This is a genomic window from Streptomyces sp. NPDC051180 (genome assembly GCF_040689545.1).
In the GTDB taxonomy this organism is placed as follows: Bacteria; Actinomycetota; Actinomycetes; order Streptomycetales; family Streptomycetaceae; genus Streptomyces.
In genome coordinates this window covers 17,112-33,126 of sequence record NZ_JBFBBC010000013.1, presented here as the reverse complement: position 1 = coordinate 33,126, position 16,015 = coordinate 17,112, and the positions used below count along the sequence as shown (strand labels likewise).

Annotated in this window: 11 protein-coding genes; 3 read left to right on the top strand and 8 right to left on the bottom strand. The window is 73.7% G+C overall.

Annotated features, from left to right (window positions below; translation table 11 throughout):
* Nucleotides 1–14: 14 nt before the first annotated feature.
* The 3 genes from AB0424_RS22770 to AB0424_RS22760 form a co-directional block, all read right to left on the bottom strand.
* Complete coding sequence (locus AB0424_RS22770) at nucleotides 15–1,865, bottom strand: acetolactate synthase large subunit (RefSeq protein ID WP_366308199.1); 1,851 nt, start codon at nucleotides 1,863–1,865, stop codon at nucleotides 15–17.
* A gap of 228 nt (nucleotides 1,866–2,093) precedes the next feature.
* Nucleotides 2,094–4,820 (bottom strand): EAL domain-containing protein, encoded by a 2,727-nt coding sequence (locus tag AB0424_RS22765; protein WP_366308471.1) that lies wholly within the window; start codon nucleotides 4,818–4,820, stop codon nucleotides 2,094–2,096.
* Nucleotides 4,821–5,512: 692 nt separating this feature from the next.
* Nucleotides 5,513–6,451 carry a 2-hydroxyacid dehydrogenase gene (locus AB0424_RS22760; RefSeq protein WP_366308469.1) on the bottom strand — a complete coding sequence of 313 codons (939 nt, stop codon included), beginning with the start codon at nucleotides 6,449–6,451 and terminating at the stop codon, nucleotides 5,513–5,515.
* 102 nt (nucleotides 6,452–6,553) lie between these two features.
* On the opposite strand from AB0424_RS22760, the gene AB0424_RS22755 reads away from it, so the two are divergent.
* From AB0424_RS22755 to AB0424_RS22745, 3 genes are all read left to right on the top strand, one after another.
* Entirely contained in the window at nucleotides 6,554–7,564 is a 1,011-nt protein-coding gene (locus AB0424_RS22755) for an aldo/keto reductase (protein ID WP_366308197.1), read from the top strand.
* 100 nt (nucleotides 7,565–7,664) lie between these two features.
* Nucleotides 7,665–8,798 carry a PQQ-dependent sugar dehydrogenase gene (locus AB0424_RS22750; RefSeq protein WP_366308195.1) on the top strand — a complete coding sequence of 378 codons (1,134 nt, stop codon included), beginning with the start codon at nucleotides 7,665–7,667 and terminating at the stop codon, nucleotides 8,796–8,798.
* Nucleotides 8,799–8,806: 8 nt separating this feature from the next.
* A complete protein-coding gene (locus AB0424_RS22745) occupies nucleotides 8,807–9,118 on the top strand; it encodes a DUF6191 domain-containing protein (RefSeq protein ID WP_366308193.1) in 312 nt (103 codons plus the stop codon).
* Here the strand turns inward: AB0424_RS22745 and AB0424_RS22740 are convergent.
* The 5 genes from AB0424_RS22740 to AB0424_RS22720 form a co-directional block, all read right to left on the bottom strand.
* Nucleotides 9,002–12,058, bottom strand: coding sequence for an AAA family ATPase (locus AB0424_RS22740; protein ID WP_366308191.1), 3,057 nt, complete (start codon nucleotides 12,056–12,058; stop codon nucleotides 9,002–9,004). The genes AB0424_RS22745 and AB0424_RS22740 overlap by 117 nt on opposite strands.
* 7 nt (nucleotides 12,059–12,065) lie before the next feature.
* The gene (locus tag AB0424_RS22735; protein ID WP_366308189.1) at nucleotides 12,066–12,263 is read right to left on the bottom strand and encodes a hypothetical protein; all 198 of its coding nucleotides are present in this window, start codon (nucleotides 12,261–12,263) and stop codon (nucleotides 12,066–12,068) included.
* A gap of 160 nt (nucleotides 12,264–12,423) precedes the next feature.
* Complete coding sequence (locus AB0424_RS22730) at nucleotides 12,424–13,017, bottom strand: hypothetical protein (RefSeq protein WP_366308187.1); 594 nt, start codon at nucleotides 13,015–13,017, stop codon at nucleotides 12,424–12,426.
* 35 nt (nucleotides 13,018–13,052) lie between these two features.
* Nucleotides 13,053–13,616, bottom strand: a complete 564-nt coding sequence (locus AB0424_RS22725) for a GNAT family protein (protein ID WP_366308185.1) — start codon at nucleotides 13,614–13,616, stop codon at nucleotides 13,053–13,055.
* On the bottom strand, nucleotides 13,594–15,858 hold the full coding sequence (locus tag AB0424_RS22720) for an MMPL family transporter (RefSeq protein WP_366308183.1): 2,265 nt from the start codon (nucleotides 15,856–15,858) through the stop codon (nucleotides 13,594–13,596). Before AB0424_RS22720 ends, AB0424_RS22725 begins: the two co-directional genes overlap by 23 nt.
* Nucleotides 15,859–16,015: the final 157 nt, after the last annotated feature.

Genomic DNA, 16,015 nt, shown 5'->3' with positions numbered 1-16,015 from the left:
CTGCGTTCCGCGCTTCAGTCGTCTTCGCCGTCGCCGAAGTCGGGGCGGACGCCCCGTGCGGCCATGACCTCGTCGTTCGAGGTGCCGGCGGCGACCATCGGCCAGACCTGGGCGTCCTCGTGGACGATGAAGTCGATCACGACCGGGCGGTCGTTGATGGCGTTGGCCTCGGCGATGACCTTGTCCAGGTCGGCCGGGTCCTCACAGCGCAGGGCGACGCAGCCCATGGCCTCGGAGAGCTTGACGAAGTCGGGGACGCGGGTGCCCTTGTTCGCCTGGATGTCGTCCGGGCCGGAGTGCAGGACCGTGTTGGAGTAGCGCTGGTTGTAGAAGAGGGTCTGCCACTGGCGGACCATCCCGAGGGCGCCGTTGTTGATGATGGCGACCTTGATCGGGATGTTGTTCAGGGCGCAGGTGGTGAGCTCCTGGTTGGTCATCTGGAAGCAGCCGTCGCCGTCGACCGCCCAGACCGTGCGGTCCGGCATGCCGGCCTTGGCGCCCATCGCGGCGGGGACCGCGTACCCCATCGTCCCGGCGCCGCCGGAGTTCAGCCAGGTGGCCGGCTTCTCGTAGTCGATGAAGTGGGCGGCCCACATCTGGTGCTGGCCGACGCCCGCCGTGAAGATCGTGCCCTCGGGGGCGAGGCGGCCGATGCGCTGGATGACCTGCTGCGGCGAGAGGCTGCCGTCCTCCGGCAGGTCGTAGCCGAGCGGGTAGGTCTCGCGCCAGCGGCTCAGGTCGCTCCACCAGGCGGTGTAGTCGCCCTTGTTGCCCTCGCTGTGCTCCGCCTGGACGGCCTGGACCAGGTCGGCGATGACCTCGCGGGCGTCACCGACGATCGGGACGTCGGCGGCGCGGTTCTTGCCGATCTCGGCCGGGTCGATGTCCGCGTGGACGATCTTGGCGAACGGGGCGAAGCTGTCGAGCTTGCCGGTGACGCGGTCGTCGAAGCGGGCGCCGAGGGCGACGATCAGGTCGGCCTTCTGCAGCGCGGTGACGGCGGTGACGGAGCCGTGCATGCCCGGCATGCCGACGTGCAGCGGGTGGCTGTCGGGGAAGGCGCCGAGGGCCATCAGGGTGGTGGTGACCGGGGCGCCGGTGAGCTCGGCGAGGATCTTCAGCTCGGCCGTGGCGCCGGCCTTGATGACACCGCCGCCGACGTACAGGACGGGCCGCTTGGCCGCGGAGATGAGCTTGGCGGCCTCGCGGATCTGCTTGGCGTGCGGCTTGGTCACCGGGCGGTAGCCGGGCAGGTCGGTCTGGGGCGGCCAGCTGAAGGTGGTCTTCGCCTGGAGGGCGTCCTTGGCGATGTCGACCAGGACCGGGCCGGGGCGGCCGGTGGAGGCGATGTGGAACGCCTCGGCGATCGTCCGCGGGATGTCCTCGGCCTTGGTGACCAGGAAGTTGTGCTTGGTGATCGGCATCGTGATGCCGCAGATGTCCGCCTCCTGGAAGGCGTCCGTGCCGATCGCCTTCGAGGCGACCTGACCGGTGATCGCGACCATCGGGACCGAGTCCATGTGCGCGTCGGCGATCGGGGTGACGAGGTTGGTCGCACCGGGGCCGCTGGTCACCATGCAGACGCCGACCTTGCCGGTGGCCTGGGCGTAGCCGGTGGCCGCGTGGCCCGCGCCCTGCTCGTGACGGACCAGGATGTGGCGCACCTTCTGCGAGTCCATCAGCGGGTCGTAGGCCGGGAGGATGCAGCCGCCGGGGAGGCCGAAGATGGTGTCCGCGCCCACCTCTTCGAGAGAACGGATGAGGGACTGCGCACCCGTGACGTGCTCGACGGTGGTGGCGGGCTGCGCGCCGCCGCGGGGCCGCGGCTGCGGATGGTGCCCGGTGGCCTGGTCGGTCATCAGCATCTCTTCTCGAAGCAGAGGGTTTTTGCGAGGTGTTTTGCGAGGGTTTGCGTCGATTTTGGGGTGAGCCAGTGCAACAAAAAACCCCTCGTGCCGTGAGGCAAGCGAGGGGAGCGCGTCGGGTGCGTTCTAAGCCGGGCCTACTGTGGCCCCGCTTCAGCCGACGCGCTTTCCAAGTACGAGAATTCGGGTGCGCATGGCACTGACCCTCCCTCTCGGGCCTCACCACTGTCAAGTGGGTGGGACGGGCGTCTCAGTATGTGAGCCGATCGGGGGACGGTTTCCGGCCGGTACGGGCACCCCGCCCGGGAGCGGGTAGTCGTCCCGCACCAGGGCCCTGCGCAGCCGGTACTCGTCGAGCGGGCCCGAGAAGGCCATCCCCTGGGCGTGGCTGCACCCCATCGCGCGCAGGGCGATGACCTGCTCCGGTACGTCGACGCCGTCGGCGACGGTCTGCATCCCCAGCTCGCCGGCGATACGGAGCACCCCACGCGTGATCTTGCGGAGCCGGGGCGACTCAACCACGCCCTCGACGAGCCCCCGGTCCAGCTTCAGTATGTCGACCGGAAGCCTCCTGAGGGCGTTGATCGCCACATGTCCGCTGCCGAATCCGTCGAGCGCGATCCGCACCCCGAGACGGCGCAGCGCCACCAGCCGCTGTTCGAGCTCGTCGAGGGGGGTCCTGGCGTCGGTGTCGGCCAGTTCGACGACGAGCGAGCCGGACGGCAGGCCGTGCCGGGTGAGCAGGGACTCGACCGTGCCGAGCGGCAGCGAGCGGTCCAGGAGGCCGCGGGCGGAGAGCCGGACGGCGACCGGGGCACGGTGGCCGATTCCCGCCCGCTCGGCGGCCTGCTCCACCGCCTCCTCCAGGAGCCAGCGCCCGAGCTCCGCCGGGCGCTCCCCGTCGTCGGTGACCCGGAGGTACTCCGCGGGGGTGAAGAGGATGCCCTGCGCGGACCGCCAGCGCGCCTGGGCGCTGACGGCCGCGATCCGGCCGGTGGCGAGGTCGACGACCGGCTGATGGAGCAGGGCGAACTCGCCGTCGTGGAGGGCGGTCCGCAGCCGGGCGGCCAGCTCCGTGCGCCGTACGATCTCGGCCTGCATCTGGGGTGCGTAGAGCTCGACGCGGTCCTTCCCGGCGGCCTTGGCGCGGTACATGGCGAGGTCCGCGTTGCGCAGGAGGTCGCCGGCCTCCATGTCGGGCTCGGCGAAGGCGACGCCGATGGAGGCGGCGACCCGCACCTCGTTGCCCCCGTCGACGCGGTACGGCCGGGAGAGCGTGAGCCGGAGCCGGTCGGCGATCTCCTGGACCTGGCTCTGGCGTGCCGCCCGGTCCCGTCCGCCGTCGCCGACGATGAGGGCGGCGAACTCGTCGCCGCCGAGCCGGGCGGCCGTGTCGCCGGCCCGGACGGAGTCGTGCAGGCGGCGGGCGGCCTGGACCAGGAGGTCGTCGCCCGCCTGGTGGCCGAGGCGGTCGTTGACCGCCTTGAAGCCGTCGAGGTCGATGAAGAGCACGGCCGCGCCGGCGTCGGAGGAGCGGCGGCCGCCGAGCGCCTGCCGGACCCGCCGGGTGAACAGCGCCCGGTTGGGCAGGTCGGTGAGCGGGTCGTGCTCGGCGTTGTGCTGCAACTGGGCCTGGAGCCTGACGCGTTCGGTCACGTCACGGCTGTTGAAGATCAGTCCGCCCTGGTGCCGGTTGACGGTCGACTCCACGTTGAGCCAGTCGCCGCGGCCGGAGCGGAAGCGGCACTCGATCCGGGTGGTGGGCTCCTCGGCGGGCGAGACGGCCAGGAAGCGCCGCACCTCGTGGACGACGGCGCCGAGGTCCTCGGGGTGGATGAGGGAGGCCAGCTCGGAGCCGACGAGATCGTCGGCGTCGCGGCCGTACACCCCGCTCGCGGCGGGGCTCACGTAGCGGAGCACCCCGGTCGGCGCGGCGATCATGATGACGTCGCTCGACCCCTGCACGAGTGACCGGAAGTGGTTCTCCTTCTGGGCCAGTTCGTGGGTGAGCGCGATGTTGTCGAGGAGCATGATGCCCTGCCGCACGACGAGGGCGAGCACGACCGTGCAGCCGGTCAGGACGACGACCTTGTCGACCCGGCGCCCCTCGACCACGTTGTACAGGATGCCGAGGGTGCAGACCGCCGCGGCGAGGTACGGGGTGAGGGCCGCCAGCGAGCCGGCGACGGGGCGGCTGTGGAGCAGGGGGCCGCGGGCGGCGACCGCGCCGTCGGGCGGGCGGCGCACCCCCCAGGGCGCGTAGGCGAGGAGCAGCGAGCCGGCGAACCAGCCGGCGTCGAGCAGCTGGCCCGAGGCGTAGTTCTCGCGGAGCAGCGGCGAGGTGAACAGGGCGTCGCACAGCACGGTCAGCGCGAGCGCGGCGATGGCGGTGTTGGTCGCCGACCGGTTCGCCTGCGAGCGCCTGAAGTGCAGCACCAGGACCATGCTGACGAGCACGATGTCGAGCAGCGGGTACGCCAGCGACAGCGCGGCCTGGGCGACGGGCTCGCCCTCGAAGTGGGCGGTGCGGGCGAGGGCGAGGCTCCAGGACAGCGTCAGCAGCGAGCCGCCGATGAGCCAGGCGTCGAGCCCCAGGCAGACCCAGCCGGCCCGGGTGACGGGCTTCTTGGCGAGGACGAGGAGGCCGACGATGGCGGGCGGGGCGAAGAGCAGGAAGAAGAGGTCGGCGACGGAGGAGTCCGGCACCTCCGCGCGGAGCACGACCTCGTACCAGCCCCACACCGCGTTGCCCGCGCAGGCCATGAACGAGGAGAAGGCGAAGAGCAGCCAGGCGGGGCGGGCGCTGCCGCGGTGGGCACGGCCGTAGAGGAAGCAGGAGACCGCGGCGGTGAGGGCGGCGGCACTGAGGCCGAAGTCGCCCATGAAGAGCGCGAGCCGCGGGGAGCCCCAGCCGAGCGAGGCGCCCGTGGTGTACCCGGCGCAGATGAGGCCCAGGGTGACCTGGGCGAGGACCGACCGGAGGCCGGTCCGCTCCGGGTCCCGCTCCCGCTCCCGGCCGCCCCGGCGACCGGGGTCGTCGGCGGCGGAGGGGCGGGTCAGGACCGCCCCGGGCGCGCTCACCGACCCCTCCGGCACCGCGCCGCCGCACCCGGCCGCCTCGTGCGGGCGGGCCTGTGGCTCGTCGACGGCGCCGGGGGCGTGTCCGTCGCAGTCGCCGGGTGCCGCGTCCGACGGCGCGGGGGCGCGGCCCTCGGGGCCCCCGCCTCCCGTGCCGTGCGGCCCCGGTCCGGCGTGCGGCCCGGGGCCGGGCGGTTCGGTGGCGCGGGGCGCGCCGTGCTGCGCGGCCTGTTCCGGTACCGAGCGCGCGAGGCCGGCGGCGGGGCGTGGAAGGCCGGCCGACGGCGGCGTCGCCGCGTCGGGTCGTCGGTCGTCCGGCCGTGCCGCACCCGTCGCCCCCCTCGGAATCTGATGTCCCGTCACTTCGCTCCCCAGCGTCAGCCCGTACTCGACGCAGTCCCCCGCTCCGGGACGATACACCAGGTTCGTCACTCAGGGACAGGGTCGCTGTACTCTGCGTGACGACGTCGGGACGTCCGCGCGGCGCGTGCCGGGACGGACGCCACCCGTCCGGTCCCGCGGGCCCCTGCGGACCGCCGGGCCGGCCGGGACGGTGCGCCCGGCGCCGCTCAGCCGGTGGTCAGGAGGACGTTGGCCAGCTCCTCGCCGGCCGCGAACCGCCGGAGCTGCCCGGCGATCAGCCGCTTCGCGCGCGGCATGAAGGCCGAGGTCGAACCTCCCACGTGGGGGCTGATCAGGACACCGGGAGCGTGCCACAAGGGGTGGCCGGCCGGCAGCGGTTCCGGGTCGGTGACATCGAGTGCCGCCGTGATCCGGCCACTCTCCACCTCCTTGAGGAGCGCGGCGGTGTCGACGACCGGGCCCCGGGCCACGTTGACCAGCAGCGCGCCGTCCTTCATCCGCCCCAGGAACCCGGCGTCGGCGAGGTGCGTGGTGGCGGGGGTGAGCGGCGTCGAGAGGACGACCACGTCCGCCTCGGGCAGCAGGGCGGGCAGCTCGGTCAGGGCGTGGACCGGGCCGCGCTCTGTGGTGCGCGCGGAGCGTGCGACGCGCGCCACCCGCGCGCACTCGAAGGGCGCGAGCCGGTCCTCGATCGCGGCGCCGATCGATCCGTACCCCACGATCAGGACGGACTTGTCGGCGAGCGCGGGGTAGAAGCCGGCCCGCCACTCCTCGGCGTCCTGGCCGCGCACGAACCCGGGGATCCCGCGCAGCGAGGCGAGGATCAGCGCGAGCGTGAGCTCGGCGGTGCTGGCCTCGTGGACGCCCTTGGCGTTGCACAGGGCGACGCCCGGCCGCAGCGAGCCGAGGCCGGGCGTGACGTGGTCGATGCCCGCGGACAGGGTCTGCACGGCCCGGAGCGAGGTCATCGCGGCCAGCGGCCGTACGGCGATCTCGGACCCCTTCATGTACGGCACGACGTAGAAGGCGCACCGGGCCGGATCGGCCGGGAACTCCGGCCCGCCGTCCCAGAAGCGGTAGTTCAGCCCTGACGCGCCGGGCGCGGGGAGCCCCTCGATCTCGTCCGCGGGAACCGGAAGCCACACGTCGGCGGCCGTGTCTTCGAATCTCATGACCGGGAGGCTATGCGAAGAATCCCGTTCGTCATTGGTTACTTTGGGGGACGGCACAGGGAGGGGTACCGGCAGGTGGAGCGCAGGACTATCGGGGCGACGGCGCTCGACGTGGGTGCGATCGGCCTGGGGTGCATGCCGATGAGCTGGGCGTACAGCCGTTCGGAACAGCGCGGGGACCGTTCGCTGCGGACCGTGCACGCGGCGCTCGACGCCGGGGTGAGCCTGCTCGACACCGCCGACATGTACGGACCGTTCACCAACGAGCTGCTGTTGGGGCGGGTGTTGAAGGAGCGGCGGGCGGAGGCGTTCGTCTCGACGAAGTGCGGACTGCTCGTCGGCGACCAGCACGTGGTCGCCAACGGCAGGCCGGGATACGTGCGTCGGGCGTGCGACGCCTCGCTGCGGCGGCTCCAGACCGATGTGATCGACCTCTACCAGCTGCACCGCGCGGACCCCGAGGTGCCGGTCGAGGAGACCTGGGGCGCGATGGCCGACCTGGTGTCGGCCGGCAAGGTGCGGGCCCTCGGTCTCTGCGCGGTCGGCGCCCGCTCGGCCCGCCGGGGCGCGGTCGGCGCGGGCCGGGACGGCTACGAGGGAACGATCCGCCAACTGGAGCGCGTCCAGCAGGTGTTCCCCGTGGCGGCGGTGGAGGCCGAGCTGTCGGTGTGGTCGCAGGAGGCGCTGGCGCGGCTGCTGCCCTGGTGCGCCGCTCGGGGCGTCGGCTTCCTGGCGGCGATGCCGCTGGGGAACGGTTTCCTCACCGGGACGCTGACCCCCGGCAGCGGCTTCGAGCGGGACGATCCGCGGGCCCGGCACCCGCGGTTCACGGCGGAGATGATGGCCGCGAACCAGCCGCTCGTCGCGGGGCTGCGGAGGGTCGCCGCGCGGCACGGGGCGGACGTCACCCCGGCGCAGGTCGCGCTGGCCTGGGTGCTGGGGCGGGGCGCGCACGTCGTGCCGGTGCCGGGCGCGAAGCGGGAGCGGTGGGCGGTGGAGAACGCGGGGGCGGCGGAGCTCCGGCTGACGGCGGAGGACCTGGCGGAGATCGCGTCGCTCCCGGCGCCCCGGGGATCCTGGGACTGACGCGCCGCGAGGGTGGTCCGCGGCGGTCGGGAACCTGATCGGGTCGAGCGGTGTATCAAGGGTGAAGGGATGCCGCTCGACTCGTCGAAGGGGACCGGACATGAGCCGTCCTGCTGTTGTGAAGGCCCTGTGGGGCGCCGCCGTGCTGATGCTCGTGGCCGGCTGCTCCTCGGGAGACCCTGCGGACCCGGGGGACCGGCCGGGCACGTCACCGCCGGCCGCGGTCTCCCCCTCGTCCCCGGGGGCCGGGGCTCCGTCCGGCGGCGGGCGGGCGACGGTGGCGGGGACGCTGACCGAGGGGCTGAAGTCCCCGTGGGGCGTCGCCCGGCTGCCCGACGGCGACCTGCTGGTCTCCTCGCGGGACGAGCGGACGATCACCCGGGTGGACGGGCGGACCGGCGCGAAGACGGTGCTCGGCGAGGTGCCGGGGGTCGCCCCGGGCGGGGAGGGCGGTCTGCTGGGCCTAGCCGTCCGGGACGGCTGGGTGTACGCCTATCTGACGGCCGCGTCCGACAACCGCATCGTGCGCCTGCGGTACGGCGGCGGCGACGGCGACCGGCTCGGCGCGCCGGAGCCGGTGCTGACCGGCATCCCCAAGGGGGTCGTGCACAACGGCGGGCGGATCGCGTTCGGCCCGGACGGCATGCTGTACGCGGGGACGGGCGAGACGGGCCGCACCGGCCTCGCCCAGGACCGGGGCTCGCTGGGCGGGAAGATCCTGCGGATGACGCCGGAGGGCGGACCGGCGCCGGGCAACCCCGTCGCGGACTCGGTGGTCTATTCGTCCGGGCACCGCAATGTGCAGGGGATCGCCTGGGACGCGGCGGGCCGGCTGTGGGCGGCCGAGTTCGGGCAGAACACCTGGGACGAGCTGAACCTGATCGAGCCCGGCGGCAACTACGGCTGGCCGGAGGTGGAGGGGAAGGCCGGTCGGTCCGGGTTCGTCGACCCGGTGGCCCAGTGGCCGACCTCGGAGGCGTCCCCGAGCGGCATCGCGTACGCACGGGGAGCGATCTGGATGGCCGCGCTGCGCGGGGAGCGGCTGTGGCGTGTGCCGCTGTCCGGAGCGGAACGTTCGGGGGACCCGGAGGCGTTCCTGACAGAGGAGTACGGCCGCCTGCGCACGGTGGTCGCGGCGGGTGACGGACAGCTCCTGCTGGTGACCAGCGAGACCGACACCCGGGGGACGCCAGGGCCCGGGGACGACAGGATCCTCCGGCTGGAGGTGAGCTGAAGGAGGCGGTGACCGTGTTCGGCGGAATCGAGGAGCTCTTCGCACCGGGGCGCAGGCACACCGAGGAGGAGCTGCGGCGGCAGGCCCTCACCCGGGAGGACCCGGGGGACGCCGACCCGTCGCGCGGCCCGATAGACCTGCGCTCGGGCCGGGTGACGATACGGGTGCCCCGCCCCGGGGCGGAGGCGGCGGGGCGCCCGGGGTCAGAGGGCCGGGTCGAGGAGGTGGAGGCGGTGGGCGAGGGCGGCGGCCTCGCCGCGGCCGGCGACGCCGAGCTTGGCGAGGATGTTGGAGACGTGGACGCTGGCCGTCTTGGGTGAGATGAACAGCTCCTCGGCGATCTGGCGGTTGGTGCGTCCGACCGCGACCAGGCGCAGGACGTCCTGCTCGCGGGGGGTCAGGCCGAAGCCGTCGTCGCCGGGCTCCGCCGGGGCCTGGGCCTGCCGGTCGGGGGCGAGGGAGAGACGGGCGCGGGCGGCGAGGAGCTCGGTGTCCTCGCGGAGGGGGCGGGCGCCGAGCCGGAGGGCCTCGGCATGGGCCTCGCGCAGCAGGGCGGCGGCCTCCTCGCGGCGGCCTCCCTCGACCAGCAGGGCGTCGGCGTGGCGATGGCGGGCGCGGGCGAGCTGGGCGGGACGTTCAAGGGGTTCGTAGGCGGCGACGACCTCGGCCCAGCGGGCGGCGGACTCGCGGCCCTCGGCGCGGGCGAGCTCCTCCGAGACGTGCCGGGAGTGGGCCGTCCAGAGGGGTGCCGGGGTGGCGAGGCCGAGGAGGCAGCGGCGGATCAGCTCCAGCGCCTCCGGGCGGCCCTCGTCGGCGGCGGGCAGCCCGCGGCTGTCTGCCTCGGCGGCGACGGCGGTGAGGACGAGCGGCCAGCCGTAGCGGTGGGTGCCGGGCGGGAAGCCGGCCTCGGCGGCGGCGGCGACGGTGGCGCGGACCTCGGCGAGGTGGCCCTCGGCGGCGGCCACGGCGATCGCGACCTGGGCCATGGGCAGGGTGTACTGCGGGATCGGGTCGCGGGTGCCGTAGACGGCGCGGGCGTCGGCGAGGTGGCGGGCGGCCGCCGGCAGTTCGCCGCGGGCCGCGGCGAGCTGGGCGAGTCGGAGGGAGGCCGAGCCACGCGGCTTGGTGCTGCTGGCCCGGCGCAGCACGCGTTCGGACGACTCACGGGCCTCCTCCCAGCGCCCGAGGGCGAGAAGGGACTCGGCGCGGTTGGCCTCGATCCAGCCGACGCTGTCGACCAGGCCGTAGGAGCGGGAGAGCCGGATGCCGGAGTCGGCGATCTCGACGGCCTCACGGGAGCGGCCGAGGGACTCCAGGGCGGAGGAGATGTTGATGTGGGCGCGGGCGGCCTCGTTGAACTGGCCGAGCGCCGTGGTCCGTTCGCGGACGTCGTGCATCTCGGCGAGTCCGGCCTCGACGTCGCCGGCCGCGGTCATGATGGTGCCGAGGGTGAGGCGGGCGTTGAGTTCGATGGACTCGGCCTTGACGAGCCGGGCGTACTCGACGGCGCGTTCGGCGGTGGTGAGGGCGTCGGGTCCCGGGTTGCGGAGCATGCCCCAGCCGGCGGCGCCGACGAGGACGGTGGCGTGGACGGCGGACGGTGGGAGGCCCTTGACGAGTTCCTGGGCGCGGGCGATCTCCTCCCAGCCGTCGCCGCGGCCGAGGTTGGACTGGAGGCGGGCCCGCTCGGTCCAGAACCAGGCGGCGCGCAGCGGGTCCTTGTCCTCGTCGGTGTCGAGGAGGCGCAGCGCCATCTTGCCGATCTTCACGGCCCGTTCGCGTTCGCCGCTGAGGCGGGCGGCGACGGCTGCCTCGGCGAGCAGGTCGAGGTAGCGCAGCGGGGTGGTCTCGGGGTCGCAGCCGCAGGGCGGGTACGCCTCGGCGTAGTCCATGGGCCGGAGCTCGCGGCGGATCTCGGCGGGGGCCTCGTCCCAGAGTTCCATGGCCCGTTCGAGGAGGCGGAGCTGCTCGGCGTAGGCGTGGCGCTTACGGGTGGCGACGGAGGCGCGGAGGACGGCGGGCAGGGCCTTGGCGGCGTCGTGCGCGTGGTACCAGTAGGTGGCGAGCCGGGTGGCGCGCTCGTCGGCGCGGACGAGCCCGGGGTCGGTCTCCAGGGCCTCGGCGTAGCGCCGGTTGAGGCGGGAGCGTTCGCCGGGCAGCAGGTCGTCGCTGACGGCCTCGCGGACCAGGGAGTGGCGGAAGCGGTAGCCGTCGCCGTCGGGGACGGCGAGCAGGATGTTGGCGCCGACACAGGCCCGCAGCGCCTCGATGAGCTCGTCCTCGCTGAGCCGGGCGACGGCGGCGAGCAGGTCGTACTCGACGGTGGAGCCGCCCTCGGCGACGATCCTGGCGACCCGCTGGGCGTCCTCGGGGAGCGCCTCGACCCGGACGAGCAGGAGGTCGCGCAGGGAGTCGCTGAGGTGGCCGAGGGCGCAGCCGGCCTCGTGGGAGACGACGAGCTCCTCGACGAAGAAGGCGTTGCCGTCGGAGCGCGCGAAGACCTCCTCGACGAGTCCGGGGTCGGGTTCCGCGGCGAGGATGCCGGTGAGCTGGCGGTGGACCTCGGTACGGGTGAAGCGGGCGAGTTCGACGCGGCGGATGGTGCGGAGCCGGTCGAGTTCGGCGAGGAGGGGGCGCAGTGGGTGGCGGCGGTGGATGTCGTCGGCGCGGTAGCTGGCGACGACCACGATCCGGCCGCGGCGCAGGGTGCGCAGGAGGTAGGTGAGCAGGTGCCGGGTGGAGGCGTCGGCCCAGTGCAGGTCCTCCAGGACGAGCACGATCGTGCGGTCGGCGGCGAGCCGTTCCAGGAGCCGTACGGTGAGTTCGAAGAGGCGGCCGGTGGAGTCCTCGTCGGACGTCTCGTGGCTGCCGGGGTCGCCGAGTTCGGGCAGCAGGCGGGCGAGTTCGGCCTGGTGGCCGTCGGCTGCGGCGGTGAGTTCGTCGGGGAGCCGGCGGCGGAGCGAGCGCAGGGCGGCGGCGAAGGGCGCGAAGGGGAGTCCGTCGGCGCCGAGTTCGACGCAGCCGCCGACGGCGACCACGGCTCCCCGGTCGCAGGCCGTGTCGAGGAACTCCTCGATGAGCCGGGTCTTGCCGACCCCCGCCTCGCCGCCGATCAGCAGGGCCTGGGGCTCTCCCGCGGTCGCGCGGGAGAGCGCCTCGGTGAGGGCGGTGAGTTCGCCGGCCCGGCCGACGAAGACGGGACTGACTGACCTGGTCTCCACGGCGCCGAGCATCGCACAACCATCCGTACGGTCGCTCATACGGGGGTCACGCGGCCCGTGCGAAGCGGCCGCGGTCGCCGTCGCCCACCCGCCCCTCCGCGTCGTGGCCGCCGTGCCGCCGGCCGAAGAGCCGCAGACCCCGGGTCGCCCCGGCGGTCTCGGCGGCCTCGTGCGAGAGGCGCCGGGCGGCGGCCTCGCGGATGAGCTCGGCGTGGTGCATGCGGTGGAGTTCGTACGCGAACATCGGGTGCTCCCTGGTTCTTCTCGGTTTCGGTATCGCTCCTTGCGATGCCTCTACTGTCGTTTCCCAGGGGATGCGGTCACATCGGGCGTGTGCCGCATGTTCGGTGTACGGGGGGCCTTAGGCGGGTCTCAGGGGGTCCTTAGGCGGACCGGGGCCCGCCTCAGGACCCGGCGGTGGGCAGGGTCAGGAACAGGTCGAAGTAGGTGCCGACCGAGAGGAGCAGCCCGAGGCCGCCGAGGACGGCGCCGGCGACGGCGACCGCGCGGACCCATCCGGTGCGGCGGGGCAGGGTGAGCACGACGACGGCGACGACGAGGGCGAGCAGCGCGAACACGCCGTTCACCAGGGCGGTGCTGTGCCAGGCGTCGCCGTAGATCTCCGAGATCTGCTGGGCCGGGGAGCCGCTCTGGGAGGTGTTGATCTGCCCGATGAGCGTCTCGCGCTCGGAGACGACCTTGCCGGTCCAGGTCCCGGTGAGGGCCACGGCGCCGAGGGCGGCGGAGATCACGGCCGCGGCGCCGACGCCGGTCCCGGTGGTCTCGGGGGCGGCGGCGAGGAGGGCCTCGTCGTCGTCCGTCTCCTCGTCGCCCGCGTCCTCGTCGTGCGTCCCGCCGGGGGCGTCGGACGCGTCGAGGGGGTCCGCGGCCTCCCGGGCGGCGGTGTCCTCCGCGGCCGCGGCGGCCTCCGCGGCCGCCGCTTCCCCGGTCTCCTCGGCGGTCTTCTCGTCGGTCTTCTCGGTCGTCTTGATGTCCATGCGGCGCACGCTAGGGGGCCCACATGAGAGCGGCCTTAAGAAGCGGCGGCCTTCGCGGCGCGCCAGTCGGGGGCGAGGACGGCCCAGACCTCGGTGTCCGCGCGGGTGCCGCGGTAGAGGTAGTTCTCCCGCAGCACGCCGTCCCTCGTCATGCCGAGGCGGCGGGCGACGGCGATGCTCGGCCCGTTCGCCGCGGAGGCGAGCCATTCGACGCGGTGGATCCCGCGCTCCTCGATCGCCCAGTCGATGATGACCCGGCAGGCGCGGGTGATCAGGCCCCGGCCCGCGGCGGAGGGCTCCAGCCAGCAGCCGGCCTCGGCGGTTCCGTTGGCGGCGTCGAAGATCCGGAAGAGGACGCCGCCGACGAGCGTGCCGTCGGCCCAGATGCCGTAGAGCCGTCCGGTGTCGGTGGCCGCCTTCTCGGCGTACGAGGTGAGGTAGGCGCGGGCGGAGTCGAGGTCCGCGACGAAGTCGGGGAGGGCGATGTGCCGTCCGATGAACTCCCGGCCCCGGTCCATGTGGGCGAGGAGCTCCTCGGCCTGCCAGGGCTCCAGGGGCCGCAGTTCGGCACCGTCGTCACCGAGCGATATCGCGAACATCGTCGCTCCTCTCCTCTGCGGCCGGGGCCGGGGTCGTGGCGGGGGCCGTCACACGCTGTCCAGGGATCTTCGCACGCGCGTCGGCGACCTCGCGGCACTCGGGCGGTTCGATGCTGATCCGGGGCAGGATCCGGTCGAGCCGCTTGGGCAGCCACCAGTTCGCCCCGCCGAGCAGGTGCATGAGCGCGGGGACGAGAAGGGTGCGCAGGACGAAGGCGTCGAGGGCGACGGCCGCCGCGAGCGCGATGCCGAACATCGCGATGACCCGGTCGCCGGAGAGCACGAAGGCGAGGAAGACCGAGATCATGATGACGGCGGCGGAGTTGATCACGCGGCTGGTCTCGGCGAGCCCGACGCGGACCGCCCGCCGGTTGTCCCCGGTCTCCAGCCACTCCTCGTACATCCGGCTGACCAGGAAGACCTGGTAGTCCATGGAGAGCCCGAAGAGGACGGAGACCATGATCACGGGGAGGAAGGGTTCGATCGGGCCGGCGCTGCCGAGGCCGAGGAGCTCGGTCCCCCAGCCCCACTGGAAGATCGCCACGACGATGCCGAAGGCGGCGGCGACGGCCGCGACGTTCATCGCGGCGGCCTTGAGCGGGATGCCGATCGAGCGGAAGGCGAGCAGGAGCAGCAGGCAGCCGAGCGCGATGACGACGCCGACGAAGAGCGGCAGCTTGCCGACGATGATCTCGGCGAAGTCGTCGTACGAGGCGGTGACGCCGCCCACGTTCACGTCGAGGGAGGTGCCGGCCTCGGCCCGCGGGATGACGTCCTGGCGGAGCCGGTCGACCAGGTCGCTGGTGGCCTTGGACTGCGGCGAGGAGTCGGGGACGACGGTGAGCACCGCGGTGTCGCCGGAGCTGTTGTAGGTGACCGGGGAGACGGAGGCGACCCCGTGGGTGGCGGAGAGCGCGGCCGGCAGCTGGTCGAGGGCGACCCGGTCGTCGGCGCCGTCGAGCCCGGCGACGAGCGTGAGGGGTCCGTTGACGCCCGGGCCGAAGCCCTCGGCGATCAGGTCGTACGCCTGGCGCGTGGTCGCGGTGGCCGGATTGTTGCCCTGGTCGGAGGTGCCGAGGTGGAGCGTGAGGGTGGGCAGCGCCAGGACGCCCATGACGACGGCCGCGACGGCCCCGAGGAGCTTGGGGTGGCGCTCGACGAAGGCGGACCAGCGGGCCGCGAACCCGGTGGGGAGCTCCGGCTGCGGCCCGTGCTCGACAAGGGTCCGCCGCTCGCGCCGGGACAGCGCCCGCGGGCCGATGAAGGAGAGCAGCGCGGGCAGCAGGGTGACGGAGGCGGCGACCGTGAGGACGACGGTGAGGGAGGCGGCGATGGCGACGCCGTTGAGGAAGCCGAGCCGCAGGATCAGCATGCCGAGCAGGGCGATGCAGACGGTGGCCCCGGCGAAGACGACGGCACGGCCGGTGGTGGCGACGGCGGTCTGGGCCGCCTCGGCGACGGAGAGCCCTCGTTTGAGGCCCCTTCGGTGCCGGGTCACGATGAAGAGCGCGTAGTCGATGCCGACGCCCAGGCCGACGAGCATGCCGAGCATGGGGGCGAAGTCGGCGACGGTCATCAGATGGCCGAGGAGCACGATCCCGGAGTACGCGATGCCGACGCTGACGAGCGCGGTCGCGATGGGGAGCGCGGAGGCGGCGAGCGAGCCGAAGGCGAGGAAGAGGACGACGGCCGCCACGGCGACGCCGACGACCTCGGCGATGTGGCCGCCGGGGGCCTCGGTGAGGGCGACGGCGCTGCCCCCGAGCTCGACCCGGAGGCCCTCGGTGCCGTCCGCCGCGGCCTTCGCCGTGTCGACGAGGGCGCGGGCCTGGGCCTCGGGGATGTCGTCGGCCTGCTCGTCGAAGGTGACGGTGGCGTAGGCGGTGCGGCCGTCCTCGCTGATCTGGCCGCGGGTGTCGCCGTACGGGGAGGTCACGGCGGCGATGCCGGGCAGGTCGGCGACCTCGTCGAGCATCGCGGTCATGCGCCGTTCGACCGCGTCGGCGCGGACGCTGCCGTGGTCGGTGTGCCAGACGACGGTGTCGCTGTCCCCGCCGAGGCCGTGGAAGCCGCGGTCGAGGAGGGCGGTGGCCCGGCCGGACTCGGTGCCGGGGACCTCGTAGTCGTTGGAGTACGCGTTGCCGGCGACGATCGCCCCGGCGCCGACCCCGCCGAGAGCGAGGAGCCACAGGAGGACGACGACGAGACGGTGCCGGATGCACCATCGGGCGATGGCTGCCAAAGGACGTGCTCCCTGGTGGTTCGTGATCGTGCACGGGAACAGCCCGAGCAGAACGCGCGTGACCTACGTGCGCCCACTCTTACAGCCAAACGTGATCCTTTGTCCCTTTCGTGTCGATGCTCACAGGCGTGTGCGGAGGTTAAAGGACCGGGGTCCT

Bases quoted from the DNA above. Each gene is read 5' to 3' on its own strand.
- AB0424_RS22770 (WP_366308199.1), bottom strand. From the start codon at position 1,865: ATGCTGATGACCGACCAGGCCACCGGGCACCATCCGCAGCCGCGGCCC.
- AB0424_RS22750 (WP_366308195.1), top strand. From the start codon at position 7,665: ATGAGCCGTCCTGCTGTTGTGAAGGCCCTGTGGGGCGCCGCCGTGCTG.
- AB0424_RS22740 (WP_366308191.1), bottom strand. From the start codon at position 12,058: ATGAGCGACCGTACGGATGGTTGTGCGATGCTCGGCGCCGTGGAGACC.
- AB0424_RS22735 (WP_366308189.1), bottom strand. From the start codon at position 12,263: ATGTTCGCGTACGAACTCCACCGCATGCACCACGCCGAGCTCATCCGC.
- AB0424_RS22730 (WP_366308187.1), bottom strand. From the start codon at position 13,017: ATGGACATCAAGACGACCGAGAAGACCGACGAGAAGACCGCCGAGGAG.
- AB0424_RS22725 (WP_366308185.1), bottom strand. From the start codon at position 13,616: ATGTTCGCGATATCGCTCGGTGACGACGGTGCCGAACTGCGGCCCCTG.